14 protein-coding genes are annotated in these 14,594 nt (G+C 71.5%); 4 read left to right on the forward strand and 10 right to left on the reverse strand.

The genetic code is table 11. From position 1 onward, the window contains the following. Window positions 1-12: 12 nt before the first annotated feature. The 7 genes from QIS96_RS09385 to QIS96_RS09415 form a co-directional block, all read right to left on the reverse strand. A complete protein-coding gene (locus QIS96_RS09385; protein ID WP_282541976.1) occupies window positions 13-807 on the reverse strand; it encodes an ABC transporter ATP-binding protein in 795 nt (264 codons plus the stop codon). After that, the gene (locus QIS96_RS09390; RefSeq protein WP_282541977.1) at window positions 800-1,744 is read right to left on the reverse strand and encodes an ABC transporter permease; all 945 of its coding nucleotides are present in this window, start codon (window positions 1,742-1,744) and stop codon (window positions 800-802) included. Before QIS96_RS09390 ends, QIS96_RS09385 begins: the two co-directional genes overlap by 8 nt. Window positions 1,745-1,838: 94 nt before the next feature. After that, window positions 1,839-2,684, reverse strand: a complete 846-nt coding sequence (locus QIS96_RS09395) for a glycosyltransferase family 2 protein (protein ID WP_282542007.1) — start codon at window positions 2,682-2,684, stop codon at window positions 1,839-1,841. 44 nt (window positions 2,685-2,728) lie between these two features. Then, on the reverse strand, window positions 2,729-3,508 hold the full coding sequence (locus tag QIS96_RS09400) for a CDP-alcohol phosphatidyltransferase family protein (protein ID WP_282541978.1): 780 nt from the start codon (window positions 3,506-3,508) through the stop codon (window positions 2,729-2,731). After that, window positions 3,486-4,553: an iron-containing alcohol dehydrogenase family protein gene (locus tag QIS96_RS09405; protein ID WP_282541979.1), complete on the reverse strand. Its 1,068-nt coding sequence runs from the start codon at window positions 4,551-4,553 to the stop codon at window positions 3,486-3,488. Before QIS96_RS09405 ends, QIS96_RS09400 begins: the two co-directional genes overlap by 23 nt. After that, window positions 4,541-5,293: a phosphocholine cytidylyltransferase family protein gene (locus QIS96_RS09410; protein ID WP_282541980.1), complete on the reverse strand. Its 753-nt coding sequence runs from the start codon at window positions 5,291-5,293 to the stop codon at window positions 4,541-4,543. Before QIS96_RS09410 ends, QIS96_RS09405 begins: the two co-directional genes overlap by 13 nt. Continuing rightward, window positions 5,290-7,107, reverse strand: coding sequence for a DUF5941 domain-containing protein (locus tag QIS96_RS09415; RefSeq protein WP_282542008.1), 1,818 nt, complete (start codon window positions 7,105-7,107; stop codon window positions 5,290-5,292). The genes QIS96_RS09410 and QIS96_RS09415 overlap by 4 nt, the downstream gene beginning before the upstream one ends. 492 nt (window positions 7,108-7,599) lie before the next feature. On the opposite strand from QIS96_RS09415, the gene QIS96_RS09420 reads away from it, so the two are divergent. The 3 genes from QIS96_RS09420 to idi all read left to right on the forward strand — a co-directional run bounded on the left by QIS96_RS09420 (window position 7,600) and on the right by idi (window position 10,841). Continuing rightward, window positions 7,600-8,541: a cation diffusion facilitator family transporter gene (locus QIS96_RS09420; RefSeq protein WP_282541981.1), complete on the forward strand. Its 942-nt coding sequence runs from the start codon at window positions 7,600-7,602 to the stop codon at window positions 8,539-8,541. A 277-nt stretch (window positions 8,542-8,818) separates the two neighbouring features. After that, window positions 8,819-10,081 (forward strand): bifunctional class I SAM-dependent methyltransferase/N-acetyltransferase, encoded by a 1,263-nt coding sequence (locus QIS96_RS09425; protein ID WP_282542009.1) that lies wholly within the window; start codon window positions 8,819-8,821, stop codon window positions 10,079-10,081. A gap of 169 nt (window positions 10,082-10,250) precedes the next feature. Beyond that, a complete protein-coding gene (idi, locus tag QIS96_RS09430; protein WP_282541982.1) occupies window positions 10,251-10,841 on the forward strand; it encodes an isopentenyl-diphosphate Delta-isomerase in 591 nt (196 codons plus the stop codon). A gap of 206 nt (window positions 10,842-11,047) precedes the next feature. On the opposite strand, the gene QIS96_RS09435 is transcribed toward idi, so the two are convergent. Next, entirely contained in the window at window positions 11,048-11,569 is a 522-nt protein-coding gene (locus QIS96_RS09435) for an ATP-binding protein (protein WP_408907146.1), read from the reverse strand. A gap of 92 nt (window positions 11,570-11,661) precedes the next feature. Next, window positions 11,662-12,351 carry an HdeD family acid-resistance protein gene (locus QIS96_RS09440; protein WP_282542011.1) on the reverse strand — a complete coding sequence of 230 codons (690 nt, stop codon included), beginning with the start codon at window positions 12,349-12,351 and terminating at the stop codon, window positions 11,662-11,664. Window positions 12,352-12,516: 165 nt separating this feature from the next. Between QIS96_RS09440 and QIS96_RS09445 the strand changes: the two genes are divergently transcribed. Continuing rightward, entirely contained in the window at window positions 12,517-13,296 is a 780-nt protein-coding gene (locus tag QIS96_RS09445) for an enoyl-CoA hydratase/isomerase family protein (RefSeq protein ID WP_282541983.1), read from the forward strand. Here QIS96_RS09445 and QIS96_RS09450 read toward each other — a convergent pair. Next, a complete protein-coding gene (locus QIS96_RS09450; protein ID WP_282541984.1) occupies window positions 13,287-13,940 on the reverse strand; it encodes a DJ-1/PfpI family protein in 654 nt (217 codons plus the stop codon). The two genes, QIS96_RS09445 and QIS96_RS09450, sit on opposite strands and share 10 nt — an antisense overlap. Window positions 13,941-14,594: the final 654 nt, after the last annotated feature.

Consider the following 14,594-nt stretch of genomic DNA (forward strand, 5'->3'; position numbering starts at 1 on the left):
GGCCTGAACCTGCTACTTACCGGTGAACTTCTCGTACTCCTTGAGCACCTCGTCGGTGGGGCCGTCCATGCGGAGCTCGCCGCGCTCCAGCCACAGGACCCGGTCGCAGGTGTCGCGGATCGACTTGTTGTTGTGGCTGACCAGGAAGACCGTGCCGGCCTCCTTGCGCAGCTCGCGGATGCGGGCCTCGGAGCGCTTCTGGAACTTGCGGTCGCCGGTCGCCAGGGCCTCGTCGATCATCAGGACGTCGTGGTCCTTGGCGGCCGCGATGGAGAAGCGCAGGCGGGCCGCCATGCCGGAGGAGTAGGTGCGCATCGGCAGGGTGATGAAGTCGCCCTTCTCGTTGATGCCCGAGAAGTCGACGATGTCCTGGTAGCGCGCCTTGATCTGCTCGCGGGACATGCCCATCGCGAGCCCGCCGAGTATGACGTTCCGCTCGCCCGTCAGGTCGTTCATCAGGGCCGCGTTCACGCCGAGCAAGGACGGCTGGCCGTCGGTGTAGACCTTGCCCTTCTCCGCCGGGAGCAGGCCCGCGATGGCGCGCAGGAGCGTGGACTTGCCGGAGCCGTTGGAGCCGATCAGGCCGACGGCCTCGCCGCGGTACGCGGTGAAGGAGACGCCCTTGACCGCGTGCACCTTGCGCACGCCGCGCTCTTCGCCGCCGCGCTTGACGATCCGGCTCAGGGCGGCGGTGGCGCTGCCCTTGCCCTTGGCGCCGGCGTTGACGCGGTAGACGATGTGCAGCCCGTCGGCGATGACCGTCGGGACGCGGGGCTGCTGTGCTTCTTCGGAGGTCTGCTCAGCCACGGCCGTACTTCTCCTCGGACTTCCAGAAGTAGATGAACCCGCCGACGCCGAGCAGCAGGGCCCAGCCGAGGCCGAGCGCCCAGACGTGCTCGGGCAGCGCGGGCAGCGTCTCGGCGCCGTTGCCGGTGATCAGCGCGTCGCGCATCAGGTCCATGTAGACCGCCGCCGGGTTGGCGAGCAGCGCCTCGGCGATCCAGCCCGGGGCGGTGACCTTGGTCAGCATGTAGTCGAGCGGGAACATCACGCCGGACGCGTACATCCACGTACGCATCACGAACGGCATCAGCTGGGCCAGGTCCGGGGTCTTGCTGCCGGCCCTCGCCATGATCAGCGCGAGGCCGGTGTTGAAGACGAACTGCAGCGCGAGCGCGGGCAGGATCAGGAACCAGGACCAGGACGGGTAGTGCCCGAAGCCGATCAGGATGAGCAGCAGCACGATCATCGAGAAGAGCAGCTGCTGGAGCTGCTGCAGCGAGAACGAGATCGGCAGCGAGGCGCGCGGGAAGTGCAGCGCGCGCACCAGGCCCAGGTTCCCGGAGATCGAGCGGACGCCGGACATCACCGAGCTCTGCGTGAAGGTGAAGACGAAGACGCCGGTCACCAGGAACGGGACGTAGACGTTGTTCTGCATCTCGCCCCGGCCGCCGAGCAGCAGGCCGAAGATCAAGAAGTAGACCAGCGCGTTGAGCAGCGGCGTCGCCACCTGCCACAGCTGGCCCAGCTTGGCCTGGCTGTACTGCGCGGTCAGCTTGGCCTGCGAGAAGGCGAGGATGAAGTGACGGCGGTCCCACAGCTGTCCGACGTACGCGAACAGGCCGGGGCGGGCCCCGGACTGCGCGAGCCCGTACTTGGCCGCGAGTTCGGCCGGGGAGAGGCCGTCGTCGGGCGACGGTGGTGCGCTCACCGCGACTGGACCGTCATGCGTTGTCTCACTCACAAGGGGAAACTTTCGTCTTCAAGATGCGCTGCCGGGATGGATGCAGCGGAAACCGCGGGCCTGGGTCGGCCCGATGCTCTCAGACCAGAGCTTGTCAGATGACAGGAGGTCGGCCCAGTCGGGTCAGCCGCCAGACCGTGCGCCACTTCATGGGGCGGCGCGGGCCGCACGGGCTCGTCCAGCCCTCCTTGAAGCCGCCGAACCACGCCTTGAGCGCGGGCTTCGAGGGCCGCCGCGCGAGCGTGAGCAGCAGCCACACCCCGAGGTACACGGGGACGAGCAGCGCGGGCAGGTTGCGGCGGGCGAGCCAGACCCGGTTGCGGGCGACCATGCGGTGGTAGACCGCGTGCCGGGACGGGGCCGTGGTCGGGTGGTGCAGGACCATGTCGGCCCGGTAGTCGATCATCCAGCCCGCGTCGAGGGCACGCCAGGCGAGGTCGGTCTCCTCGTGCGCGTAGAAGAAGTCGTCCGGCAGGCCGCCGACCTGTCCGAAGACCTTCGTACGTACGGCGTTGGCGCCGCCGAGGAACGTGGTGACGCGGGAGCTGCGCATCGGGTCGGCGGCGCGCAGCCGCGGGACGTGCCGGCGCTGGGTCTCGCCGGTGTCCGGGTCGGCGATGCGGAAGCTGATGATGCCGAGCTCGGGGTCGGCGTCGAACGCCTCCCGGCAGAGCTGGGCGGTGTCGGTGCGCGGCAGCAGGCCGTCGTCGTCCAGGAAGAGGAGCACGTCCACGTCGCGGCCGCCGGGGCCGAAGGCCTCGATGCCGACGTTGCGGCCACCGGGGATGCCGAGGTTCTCCGGGAGTTCGATGGTGCGTACGCCCGCGGGGACGTCCGGGACCGGGGAGCCGTTGCCGACCACGACCGCCTCGACCCGGTCGCCGTCCTGCTTGGCGACGGAGTCGAGGAGGGCGCGCAGCTCCTCGGGGCGGTTGCCCATCGTGATGATGACGGCGCCGACCTTCAGGGGCTTGGTGGACGTACTCACTTGAGCCTGCTCGAGACGAGGATGGACACGAGGTGCAGCAGGGTCTGCAGCAGCGCGATGCCGGCGAGGACCGCGACGCCGAGCCGCGAGAAGAACAGATCGCCCCGGATGTTGTCCACGACCGCGATGGCCAGGATCAGCAGGGAGGCTTCCACACCCAGGATCAGGCGGTGGAACTTCAGCGCGGCGGCGGCCTTGCGGGCCAGGGCCATGCCGGAGGAGCGCGGCTCGGCGGCCGACTCCTGGACGGGGGGCTTGCCGGTCTGGTGGCGGGCCACGCCGACCAGGTCCGTCTCCGCCTTGATCAGGATCGCGCCGAGCGCGGCGAGCGTGCCGAGGAACGCCCAGAGCCAGTCGATGCGCCCGGAGCCCCACAGGTCGGCGGCGCGCAGGCCGAAGCCGACCAGGACCGCGGCGTCGCAGAGGTACGCGGCGACGCGGTCCAGGTAGACGCCCGCCATCGAGTACTGCTTCTTCCAGCGGGCGATCTCGCCGTCGACGCAGTCGAGCAGCAGGTAGAGCTGGACCGCGAGCACGCCGAGCACGGCGCCCGTGATCCCCGGCACCAGCAGCGCCGGGGCCGCGAGCGCGCCCGCGAGGGTCATCACGTAGGTCAGCTGGTTGGGCGTGACCTTGGTGTTCACCAGGTGGCGGTCGATGCGCAGGGAGACCTCACGCATGTAGAGCCGGCCGGCCCAGTGCTCGCCGCTCCGCCGATCCTTCACCCCCGGGGGGTGAACGACCGGCCGGAGCTCAGCTACCGATGGCTTTTGCATAGTCGGCGTATGCGTCCCTGATCTGTGCGGCGTTGAGGTCGAGGTGCTCGAGGATGGTGTAGCGGCCCGGCCGGGTCTGCGGAGCGAACTCCACGACCTGTACGAACTCGTCCACGGTGAAGCCGATCTCCTCGGGCGTGACGGGCAGGCCGTGGCGGCGCAGCACGTCGGCCATGTAGCCGGACTCGTCGCGGGCGCCGCGCAGGTGCATCGCGAAGGCCGCGCCCAGGCCGCACTGCTCGCCGTGGCTGGCGGCGCGCTTGGGGAAGAGGAGGTCGAAGGCGTGGTTGATCTCGTGGCAGGCGCCGGAGGCGGGCCGGGAGTCGCCGGACACCGACATGGCGATGCCGGTGAGGACCAAGCCCTCGGCCAGGACCTGCAGGAAGCCGTCGTCGCCGACGCCGCCGGGGTGGCGGAGCACGGCCTCGCCGGCCTGCCGGGCCATGGCGGCCGCGAGTCCGTCGATGTCCTCGCCGCGCTCGCGGGCGGCGAGCTCCCAGTCCGCGACCGCGGAGATGTTGGACAGCGCGTCGCCGATGCCGGAGCGCACGAAGCGGACCGGCGCCTCCCGGATGATGTCGAGGTCGATGACGACCGCGATCGGGTTCGGCACGCCGTACGAGCCGCGGCCCGCGTCGTTGTCGAGGGTCGCGACCGGCGAGCACAGTCCGTCGTGCGACAGGTTCGTCGCGACGGCGACCAGCGGCACGCCCACCCGGGCGGCCGCGAACTTGGCGCAGTCGATGATCTTGCCGCCGCCGAGCCCGACGACCGCGTCGAAGCGGCCGGCCTTCTTTATGTCGTCGGCGAGCTTGATCGCGTCGTCCAGCGTGCCGCCGCCGACCTCGAACCACTCGGCGCGGGGCAGCGAGGGTTCGAGGCGGGCGCGCAGGACGGCGCCCGAGCCACCGCTGATCGCGATGGCCAGGCGCCCCGTGGACGAGGAGATCCGCTGGTCGGCCAGGACCCCGGCGAGGTCGTTCAGGGCCCCGGCGCGGATGTCGACGACGACCGGCGAGGGGATGAGCCTCGTCAGTACTGGCACGCGATCTCCCTGGCCTTGGCGAGGTCGTCGTGGTTGTCGATCTCGACCCACGGCACGTCGCCGATCGGGGCGACATCGATCTTGAAGCCGCGGTTCACGAGCTCCTGGTAGCCGTCCTCGTAGTAGAGCTGCGGGTCGCGCTCGTACGTGGCCTTCAGGGCGTCGGCGAGCTCGTCGGCGGCCTCGCCCTCGATGAGGGTGACGCCGATGTACTCACCGGTGGCCTCGGACGGGTCCATCAGCTTGGTGATGCGCTGCATGCCCTTGTCGGGGTCGACGACGACCTTCATCTCCTCGTCGCCCAGGTTCTTGACCGTGTCCAGGGCGAGGATGATCTTCTTGCCGTCGCCGCGGGCGGCGAGCAGGGTCTTCTCGACGGAGACCGGGTGCACGGTGTCGCCGTTGGCGAGGATCACCGAGTGCTTGATGGCGTCGCGGCCGCACCACAGGGAGTAGGCGTTGTTCCACTTCTCGGCGACGTCGTTCTCGATGAGCGTCAGCTTCAGGCCGTACTTCGCCTCGAGCGCGGCCTTGCGCTCGTAGACGACCTCCTTGCGGTAGCCGACGATGATGCCGACCTCCTCGAGGCCGATCTCGGCGAAGTTCTTCAGCGTGAGGTCGAGGACGGAGAGCTCGTTCTCGGTTCCCTCGCCCACCACGGGCACGAGCGCCTTGGGGAGCGTCTCGGTGTAGGGGCGAAGCCGACTGCCGGCGCCGGCGGCCAGGACGAGGCCGATCATGCGGGTTCTCCTTCATCGTGTACGGCGGGTGCGCCTTCGTTGTGGGCGGTCACCCAGAAGCGGATGCTCTCGACGAGCACCACGAGCGCCACGACCACGGCGAACACCGTGAGCGCGACAGTGAAACCTTGTGCGGGCAGCAGTGCGGCGGCGAGTACGACCGCAAGGGTTCTGCCTTCCTGCCCCCCGATCGCGCACACCAGCCAGTGCGGCGGCGCGCCGGCGTCACCGCGGATGCGGTACACCGTGTCGTAGTGATGGTAGGCGACCGCGGACACCAGTCCGAAAGCCGCGGGCAAGGCCCCGTTCACGTCCGCCGCGGCCGCGAGCGCGAGCACCGTGAGGTACTCCGCGGCCCGGAAGAACGGCGGGACCAGCCAGTCGAGCGCGCCCTTGAGGGGCCGGGCGAGCGCGAGGCCGGAGGCGATCACGTACACCACCGCGGCGACGATGACCCAAGTGCTGCCGTACGACGTGAGGGCGGCCACAGCCACGACGGCCGCGGCGCCGACGAAGGCGACGACCGGGGCGGGCAGTACGGCGGCCGGCTTGAGCGCGGCGAAGGCGTCGGCGAGCGGGCCGTTGTCGGCGAGGTCGGCGAGGGCCTTGGCGGCGCGGTCGGTGCGGTGCGCCTTGCGGGTCACCGAGCGCAGGACACGGCCCGCGGTGGTGTAGCAGGCGGCGAAGGCGCAGCCGATCAGCAGGAACCAGAAGGTGATGCGCGGGGTGGTCACGGCGGTGAGCAGGGCGATCATCGCCCAGCGCTCGCCGATGGGCAGCACGATCATGCGGCGCACCCAGACCGTCCAGCCGACGCTGTCGAGCTTGCCCGAAAGGGCCGCTGTGGGGCTGGTGTTGGCGGTCGCGGCGATGCTGTCGGCGTTCGCCTCGTTGAACGAGAAGTCGACGACGTGCCGGCAGGTCTGCAGCACCATCGCGCCGAGCGCCAGGGCCCATACGTCGTCGCCGCTGGCGTTGGCGGCGCCGAGGGCGAGGCCCGCGTAGTAGGCGTACTCCTTGGCGCGGTCGAAGGTGGCGTCGAGCCAGGCGCCCATCGTCGAGTACTGCAGCGAGTAGCGGGCCAGCTGGCCGTCGGTGCAGTCGAGGACGAAGGAGAGGATCAGCAGGACGCCTGCGGCGACGAAGCCGAGCCGGGTGCCGGTCGCAGCGCAGCCGGCCGCGATCAGGGCGGTGGCGAGCGAGGCGGTGGTGACCTGGTTCGGGGTGAGACCGCGCCGGGCGCACCAGCGGGCGAGGTACTTGGAGTACGGGCTGATGCAGTGCGTGGTGAAGAAGCCGTCGCGGGACTTCACGGCCGTACGGAGACGGATCTCCTCGTCGTCCACGGCGGCGACGGCCTGGCGGGCCTCGTTGCGGGCCTGCGGGTCGGCGGGGACGGTCGCGACGAGCGCGCCGAGCTCGGGGCGGTGCAGGGGCACGTCGCCGGCGTCGAGCTCTCCGGCTATCCGGTCGGCCAGGACGTCGGTGCGCAGGGCCGTGTCACCGGCGGGGTCCTGCACCGCGGCGCGGGCGGCGCGGGTCAGGGCGGCGCGGGCGGCCGGCTGCACCGTGACGGCACCGGGGACCGCGCTCGCCGGGAAGCGCGGGTCGGTCAGGCCGAGGCGCAGGGCGTGCACATGGCCCACGAAGCCCGCGTCGACGAGCGCGACCCGCTCGTTCGCCGGGGCCTCGGCGAGCAGGGCTTCCGCGTCCGCCGCTCGTGAGGCGACCCGCACGTCGAAGCCGAGGCCCCGGAGGTCGCCCTCGAGCGACGAGCCAGGGACCGGCTGACCGGTGAGGATGGCGGTCGACAGACGAACTCACTCCTTGGGGTCGGCGCGCACGAGCGCCGGGCAGCGTGCAGGGCGCCTCCGGCCGAAGGCGGCCGGGCGGCACGTCGGCAGAGGCTATCGGATGATGGGAAGCGGTAATTCACCGCCCGTTTACGGCCCGATAAGCGCGGTCTGCAAGGGGCTGACCGCATCGGTCATCATCCTCGAACGGGATGCCGACCGACAAACCCGCGACGGATCACGTCCTCGGGCGACCGGACTCGCAGACGATCTTGCCAGCTCTCTGACCTGGAGTCATTTCCGCAGGTCAGAGCAGATGACAACGGTGTTCAGTGCCGTGTTGCCCCATACCCCTCCCCCGTAGTTCACTGGCTGTCGCGGCCAGGGAGCCGGCACTGAGAGAAGGACCACGAGCAGGACCACCGGACGACTTGCGCGACGACTTTCGGGACGGCTCACGAGGTGACTCGCGAGACGACTCACGAGCACATCCGCCGAGACGAGGGGGACCCCATGGGGGCCGGGCACGACCACGGACACGGACACGACCACGGGGCGCCGCTGACCGGCACGGCCGCGGCCGCGTACAAGGGGCGGCTGCGCATCGCCCTCGGCATCACGCTCTTCGTGATGGCGGTGCAGATCGTCGGCGGCATCGCGGCGAACTCGCTGGCCCTGGTCGCCGACGCCGCGCACATGGCGACAGACGCGCTCGGTCTCGCGATGGCGCTGCTCGCGATCCACTTCGCCAACCGCCCGGCGGCCGGCAACCGCACGTTCGGCTACGCCCGCGCGGAGATTCTGGCGGCGCTCGCCAACTGTCTGCTGCTGCTCGGGGTCGGCGGCTTCGTCCTGGTCGAGGCGGTGCAGCGGTTCATCGAGCCGTCGCCGACGCACGGCCCGCTCGCGATCGTCTACGGCGTGATCGGCCTGGTCGCCAACGTGATCTCGCTGAGTCTGCTGCTGCGCGGCCAGCGCGAGAGCCTCAACGTCCGCGGCGCCTTCCTCGAGGTCCTCGCGGACGCGCTCGGCTCGGCCACGGTGATCGTCGCGGCGACGCTGATCGTGCTGACCGACTGGCAGGCCTGGGACCCGATCGCCTCCATCGTGATCGGCCTGATGATCGTGCCTCGTACGGTGAAGCTGCTCCGCGAGACGGTGAACGTGCTCCTGGAGTCCGCGCCCAAGGGCGTCGACATGGCCGAGGTGCGGGCGCACATCCTGGAGCTGCCCGGGGTGCAGGACGTGCACGACCTGCACGCGTGGACGATCACCTCGGGGATGCCTGTGCTCTCCGCACATGTGGTGGTCGACCATGACGTGCTCGACTCGGTGGGGCACGAGAAACTCCTGCACGAGCTGCAGGGCTGCATCGGCGGCCACTTCGACGTGGAGCACTGCACCTTCCAACTGGAGCCGAGCGGGCACGAGGCGCACGAGAAGGTCTGCCACTGACCTGGCTCTGCCCCTGGTCCTGGCCCTGCCTCTGCCTCTGCCTCTGCCTCTACGCCTGACCCGGACCCTGCCCCTGCCCTCACTCGCGGTGATAGTGTGGCCATCGATCTTGGAGGTGGGTTGATGACTGTCGCGTTCCACGCTGCCGTGCGCAGCGACATGGTTGTCCCCACTCTCCGGGCTCGCGGCTGACCGGCGCACACGCCGCCCGCGGACCCACATCCTGTTAAGGGTTCTCACGTTGTCCGAGACCGCTGACAACAACGACGTCAACGACATCTCCACCGAGGCCGCTCTCCACGAGGCCTTCTTCGCCCTGCATCACGGGCTCCCCCGGCAGGGCCCCGGCTCCGACGCCACCACCCGGCGCCTGTTGTCCCTCGCGGGCCCGCTGCCCGAGCGGCCGCGCGTCCTGGACCTGGGCTGCGGGCCCGGCCGGGCCGCGCTGCTGCTCGCTGCGGAGGCGGGCGCCGAGGTGACCGCCGTCGACCTGCACCGCCCGTTCCTCGACGAGCTCGAAGCGGCCGCGGCCGCGCGCGGGCTCACCGACAGCATCACGACCGTCCACGCCGACATGGCCGAACTGCCGCTGCCCGACGGCACGTACGACCTGGTGTGGGCGGAGAGCTCCGCGTACAGCATCGGGTTCGACACCGCGCTGCGCTCCTGGCGCCGGCTGCTCACGCCCGGGGGCACGCTGGTGGTCACCGAGTGCGAGTGGACCGCCACCGAGCCGTCCCGCGAGGCCCGCGCCTTCTGGGACCGGCACTACCCCCTGCGTACGGGTCCGGCGAACCGGTGGGCCGCGGCGGCCGCCGGGTACTCGGTGCTCGGCGTCCACTGGCAGCCCGAGTCCGACTGGGACGAGTACTACGGGCCGCTCGCGGAGCGGGCCGACGCCGCACTCTCCGGCACCGATCCGCAGGCGCCAGGCATGACCGAGGCGCTCGCCGCCACCCGCGAGGAGATCCGGGTACGGGCGGAGCACGGCGCCGAGTACGGCTACACCGGCTATGTGCTGCGGCCGTCCGACTGGCGCGTGCGGCCCGAGACCGCCGCGGACGTCGAGGCCGTGCACGCGGTCAACGCGGCGGCCTTCCCCACGGAGGACGAGGCCCGGCTCGTCGACGCCCTGCGCGCCGACCCGGACGCCTGGATCGACGCGCTGTCGTACGTCGCCGAGGCCCCGGACGGGCGGATCGCCGCGTACGCCCTGCTGACCCGCTGCCGGGTCGGCGACGCGGCGGCGCTGTGTCTGGCGCCGGTCGCGACGGCGCCGGAGTTCCAGGGGCGGGGCGCGGGTGCGGCCGTCGTCGCGGCCGTGCTCGACGCGGCGCGGGCGCGCGCCGACGAGCGGCTCGTGGTGGTGCTCGGGCATCCCGGTTACTACCCGAGGTTCGGCTTCACGCGTGCTTCCGGTTTCGGGGTCCGGGTGGGCTTCGACGTACCGGACGAGGCGCTGATGGCGCTGGTCCTGGACGTCTCGGATGCGGCGCCGCCGAGCGGGACGGTCCGCTACCCGGCGGCGTTCGGCGTCTGATCGCATTCCGCTTCCGCACCGGGGCCGGGTCTCCCGGCAGGGGGCCCGGCCTCGGCTGTGTGGGCGGCGCACATGGGCGCGGGACATGCCACGCATCCGCGAGAAGTGTCGGATGCGTCGGTTGTGTACGGCAGACTTGGGGGGTCGAAGTCCGAAGCGAAGGATGGTTATGCCGATCACACAAGGCACCGCGGCGAACTCCACGAACGGCACCGCCGCAGAGATCCTGCTCGAGCTCGTCGACGAGGACGGCAACACGATCGGCACCGCGGAGAAGCTCTCCGCCCACCAGGCCCCCGGTCAACTGCACCGGGCGTTCTCGGTGTTCCTCTTCGACGAGCGCGGCCGGCTCCTGATCCAGCGCCGTGCCCTCGGCAAGTACCACTCCCCCGGCGTGTGGTCCAACACCTGCTGCGGGCACCCGTACCCCGGTGAGTCGCCGTTCGCCGCCGCCGCGCGGCGTACGTACGAGGAGCTGGGGGTGTCGCCCTCGCTGCTCGCGGAGGCGGGCACGGTGCGCTACAACCACCCGGACCCGGAATCGGGCCTGGTGGAGCAGGAGTTCAACCATCTGTTCGTCGGCATGGTGCAGGCTCCGCTGCGCCCCGATCCGGCCGAGATCGCCGAGACGGCCTTCGTGACGGCGGACGAGCTGGCCGTGCGCCACGACCAAGTGCCGTTCTCCGCCTGGTTCATGACGGTGCTTCAGGCGGCGCGGCCGGCGATCGAGGAGCTCACGGGCCCGGCGGCCAACTGGTAGCACGACGGCCGGACCCGCCGACGGGCCCCGCACCCCTCACTCAGGGTGCGGGGCCCGTCGCTTGAGGTGCGGGGCCTGTCGGTTGTGCGGGGGCCGCCGGTTGTGCGGGTGCGGCTGGGGGCCGGGCCGCGGGACGTATGTGGGGCCACCACATGTGGGCGGGGGCCACTGCATGGGCGCGGGGCCGCCCCTTGTGTGTGGGGCGGCTACATGTTGGCGGGGCCCGCCGGCTTGAGCGGCAGGGCGGCCCAGATGATCTTGCCGCCGGTCGCGGTGTGCTCGGCGTCGCAGGCGCCGCCGGCCTCCTTGGTGATCTCCCGGACGAGCAGGAGTCCGCGGCCGCCGGTCTGGGACTCCTCGGCGACCAGGGCGGTGGGCCGGTAGGGGTGGTTGTCCTCCACGGCCACGCGGACCCATTCGGCGCCGACCGCGACCTCGACCGCGATCATCGGGGAGAGCAGGGCCGCGTGCCGTACGGAGTTGGTGACCAATTCCGAGACGATCAGGAGGAGGCCCTGCACGACGTCGTCGGAGGCCGGCACCCCCTGGCGTGCGAGCAGGTCGCGCACCGCGCGGCGGGCCTGCGGTACCGAGGCGTCGACCGCGGGTGCGGTGAACCGCCAGACTCCTTCGTACGGCAACGGTCCGGCCGCCGATGTCGGGTCGGCTGCCGCGCTGCCGTGGTCGCCCATCGTCCGGTCCCTGCCCTCACGCTCGATTGTCGCCACACGTCGAGTTTGGTAAGGATCGTCCCCGGACCACCGAAGTGATCAGAACTGGTCGACTATCGATGGCTTCTGATCGCAGGCGCGCGCCGGAGTCATTTGGACGACTGATCTTGCTCGTCTTGTTCTGCCTTCAAGCTCCCCTTGCTCAGCGGGCCTCCGGACGCCCCGCCGACCTCGCCGTTACCGGGGGTCACCACCTCCTCCACGTACCCCACGAGCCGGCGTCCGCCGAGGCCGAGGGCGATCAGGCCGAGCCCGTCGAAGAGCAGCGCGAGCGAGAAGAACGTGCCGATGACGTACAGGCTGCTGCCGGGCCACTCGGTGAGGACCAGGATGCCGAGGAGCAGCCCGAACGCGCCCTGCACGAGGGTCACGCCGAACTGCGGGCCACGCACCACCACACTGCCCACCAGGCGGAACACTCCTCCAGTGAGGAAGAGCAGCGCGGCGAACATGGTGAGCGCCTCCGCGCTGCCCTCCGGGTGCCGCAGCACCACCACGCCCGCCGCGATGTTGAGCGCCGCGACCACCACGCCCAGCCAGAACACGCTGGTGCCGCGCAGCTGGACGGACTGCAACAGGCCGACGAGACCGCCGATGAGCAGCAGCCAGCCGAAGAGCAGCATGGAGGTGAGCGTGGCGACGCCCACGTACACGAGGCCGACCAGGCCGCCGATCACCAGGATCGCGCCGAGGAACGCGAGCACCCCGAAGCTGCGCCTGAGCTTTCTGCCCTCGCGCGCGGTGGCCGGGGGCTTGGTTCGCCGGCTGGAGCGGGGCATGCCGGGCGCGTGCCCGGGGCTTTCCTCGGCGGTTTCGTTGGCGGTGTCCTTGGCGGTTTCCTTGGCCATCAAGCGCCTCCTGGGAGCCGGGTCCCCCCGCCTGCGGTCACGCCGGTCACCCCCTTGTTGATCGTACGTTCGCACCGTACGGATAGCATCCGGCGCATGGCGCACTCCCAGCTCACCGGGCCGCGGCTGCGGCACTCGGTCGCCGACTCCGTCGCGACCGTCGTCATCGACCACCCCGCCAAGCGCAACGCGATGACCAACGACATGTGGCGTGCGCTGCCGCCGCTCCTCGACCGGCTCACCGCCGACCCCGAGGTGCGCGTCGTGGTGCTGACCGGCGCGGGGCCCACCTTCTGCGCCGGTGCGGACATCTCGGGGCTGCGGGCCTCCGCGGCCGAGGCGCAGGAGCTCGCCGTGGCCGCCGAGGAGGCGCTCGCGGCCTTCCCGAAGCCGACGCTCGCCGCGATACGGGGCTACTGCGTGGGCGGCGGCGGCCAGTTGGCGGCCGCCTGCGACCTGCGGTTCGCGGAGGAGGGCGCGGCGTTCGGGATCACCCCGGCCAAGCTGGGCATCGTGTACGCGGCCTCCTCGACCCAGCGCCTGGTGGACCTGGTGGGCCCGGCGACCGCCAAGTACCTGCTGTTCTCCGGGGAGTTGATCGACTCCGCGCGGGCGCTGCGCACCGGGCTCGTGGACGAGGTGCACGCGCCGGGCGAACTGGACAAGCGGGTGGGCGAGTTCGCGCGGGTGCTCGCCTCACGGTCGCTACTCACGCAGGCGGCGGCGAAGGAGTTCGCGGCGGGCCGCGCGGACCGGTCCGCGCACTGGACCGAGCAGGCGCGCGGCAGCGGCGACACCGCCGAGGGTGTCACCGCCTTCCTGGAGCGCAGGGCGCCGCGGTTCACGTGGAGCCCGGCCGAGGACCGTCAGGCCTGAGCGGCCTCCGCCTCCTCGCTCTCCTCGCTACGGAACTTCTCGACCAGCTCGGCCGGGGCCTTCTCCGGTGAGCCCGCGTCGTACGGGGGCTGCGGGTCGTACTCGATCATCAGCTGGATGCCCTGCGCGTACGGGTCCCCGGCGATCTTTCCGGCGAGGGTCAGACCCATGTCGATGCCGGAGGAGACGCCGGCCGCCGTGACGTACTTGCCGTCGAACACCACGCGCTCGCCCGTCGGTTCGGCGCCGAGGCCCTGCAGGGCGTCGAGGGCCAGCCAGTGCGAGGTGGCGCGGCGGCCCTTCAGGAAGCCGGCCGCGGCGAGCAGCAGGGAGCCCGTGCAGACCGAGGTCGTCCAGGTGGTGTGCGCGTCGGCCGCGCGCAGCCAGTCCAGGACCGCCGGGTTGGCCATCTGCGGCTGCACGTTCTCCGGGGGGCCGCCCGGTACGACGACGATGTCCGGGTCGGGTACCTCGGTGAGGGTCTTGCGCGGGGTGAGGGTCAAGGTGCCGTTGTCGTCGGTGACGGGTGCTGCGCGCTCGGCTACGAACAGGACTTCGGCGTCCGGGAGGGGGTTGAGGGTCTGGTACGGGCCGATGGCGTCGAGGGCGGTGAAGCCGGGGTAGAGCAGGATCGCTATCTGCATGGCGGGGCCTTTCTGTCGGTGGTTGGTGGTTGGTGGTTGGTTGAGGCCTGGTCTGATCCCCTCCCCGCCCCTTCCCGAAAGTCCTCAGCGGCCAGCTCCGAGGGCTGCGCCCCCGACCCCCTGCCCGGGGACTGCCGCCCCCGACCCCCTGCCCGAGGACTGCCGCCCCAGGACCCCACCACGGGGCTACGCCCCGGACCCCGATTTCGGGGGCCAGCCCCCGGAACCCCCGCTCCTCAAACGCCGGAGGGGCTGAATCCGACCACCGACCCTCTGCCCCTCAGATGCCGGGGGTTGGGGCTGGATTGTCGCGGGGTGGGGGGCGGGCTCTGCGGGCTGGGGCTGGATTTGGGCGGGGCGGGGCGGGGGCTGGCTCTAGCCCCGGCAGGGGTTGAGGCTGAGACGGGCCCGGCAGGGGCCGGCTTTTAGGGGCGCGGGGAACTGCGCGACCAGCCACGACGGCGCAGCAGCCGAAAAGACGGCCGAGGTACGGGGCGGAGCCCCAAGAGCGGGGACCGGGGGCGCAGCCCCGGGAGGCGGGTCGGGGGCGCAGCCCTGAGAGCAAGGTCTAAGGGGGCAGCCCGAGGACGGGGCCCAGGGGCACAGCCCCGGGAAACGGGGTCCGGGGAGCAGCCCCGGGAAGCAGGGCCAGGG

This window comes from Streptomyces cavernicola (assembly GCF_029968035.1).
In the GTDB taxonomy this organism is placed as follows: Bacteria; Actinomycetota; Actinomycetes; order Streptomycetales; family Streptomycetaceae; genus Streptomyces; species Streptomyces cavernicola.

Excerpts from the sequence above, each read along its gene's own strand:
- QIS96_RS09395 (WP_282542007.1), bottom strand. The coding sequence starts at position 2,684 with ATGGGCAACCGCCCCGAGGAGCTGCGCGCCCTCCTCGACTCCGTCGCC.
- QIS96_RS09400 (WP_282541978.1), bottom strand. The coding sequence starts at position 3,508 with ATGCAAAAGCCATCGGTAGCTGAGCTCCGGCCGGTCGTTCACCCCCCG.
- QIS96_RS09410 (WP_282541980.1), bottom strand. The coding sequence starts at position 5,293 with ATGATCGGCCTCGTCCTGGCCGCCGGCGCCGGCAGTCGGCTTCGCCCC.
- QIS96_RS09420 (WP_282541981.1), top strand. The coding sequence starts at position 7,600 with ATGGGGGCCGGGCACGACCACGGACACGGACACGACCACGGGGCGCCG.
- idi (WP_282541982.1), top strand. The coding sequence starts at position 10,251 with ATGCCGATCACACAAGGCACCGCGGCGAACTCCACGAACGGCACCGCC.
- QIS96_RS09440 (WP_282542011.1), bottom strand. The coding sequence starts at position 12,351 with ATGCCCCGCTCCAGCCGGCGAACCAAGCCCCCGGCCACCGCGCGCGAG.
- QIS96_RS09445 (WP_282541983.1), top strand. The coding sequence starts at position 12,517 with ATGGCGCACTCCCAGCTCACCGGGCCGCGGCTGCGGCACTCGGTCGCC.
- QIS96_RS09450 (WP_282541984.1), bottom strand. The coding sequence starts at position 13,940 with ATGCAGATAGCGATCCTGCTCTACCCCGGCTTCACCGCCCTCGACGCC.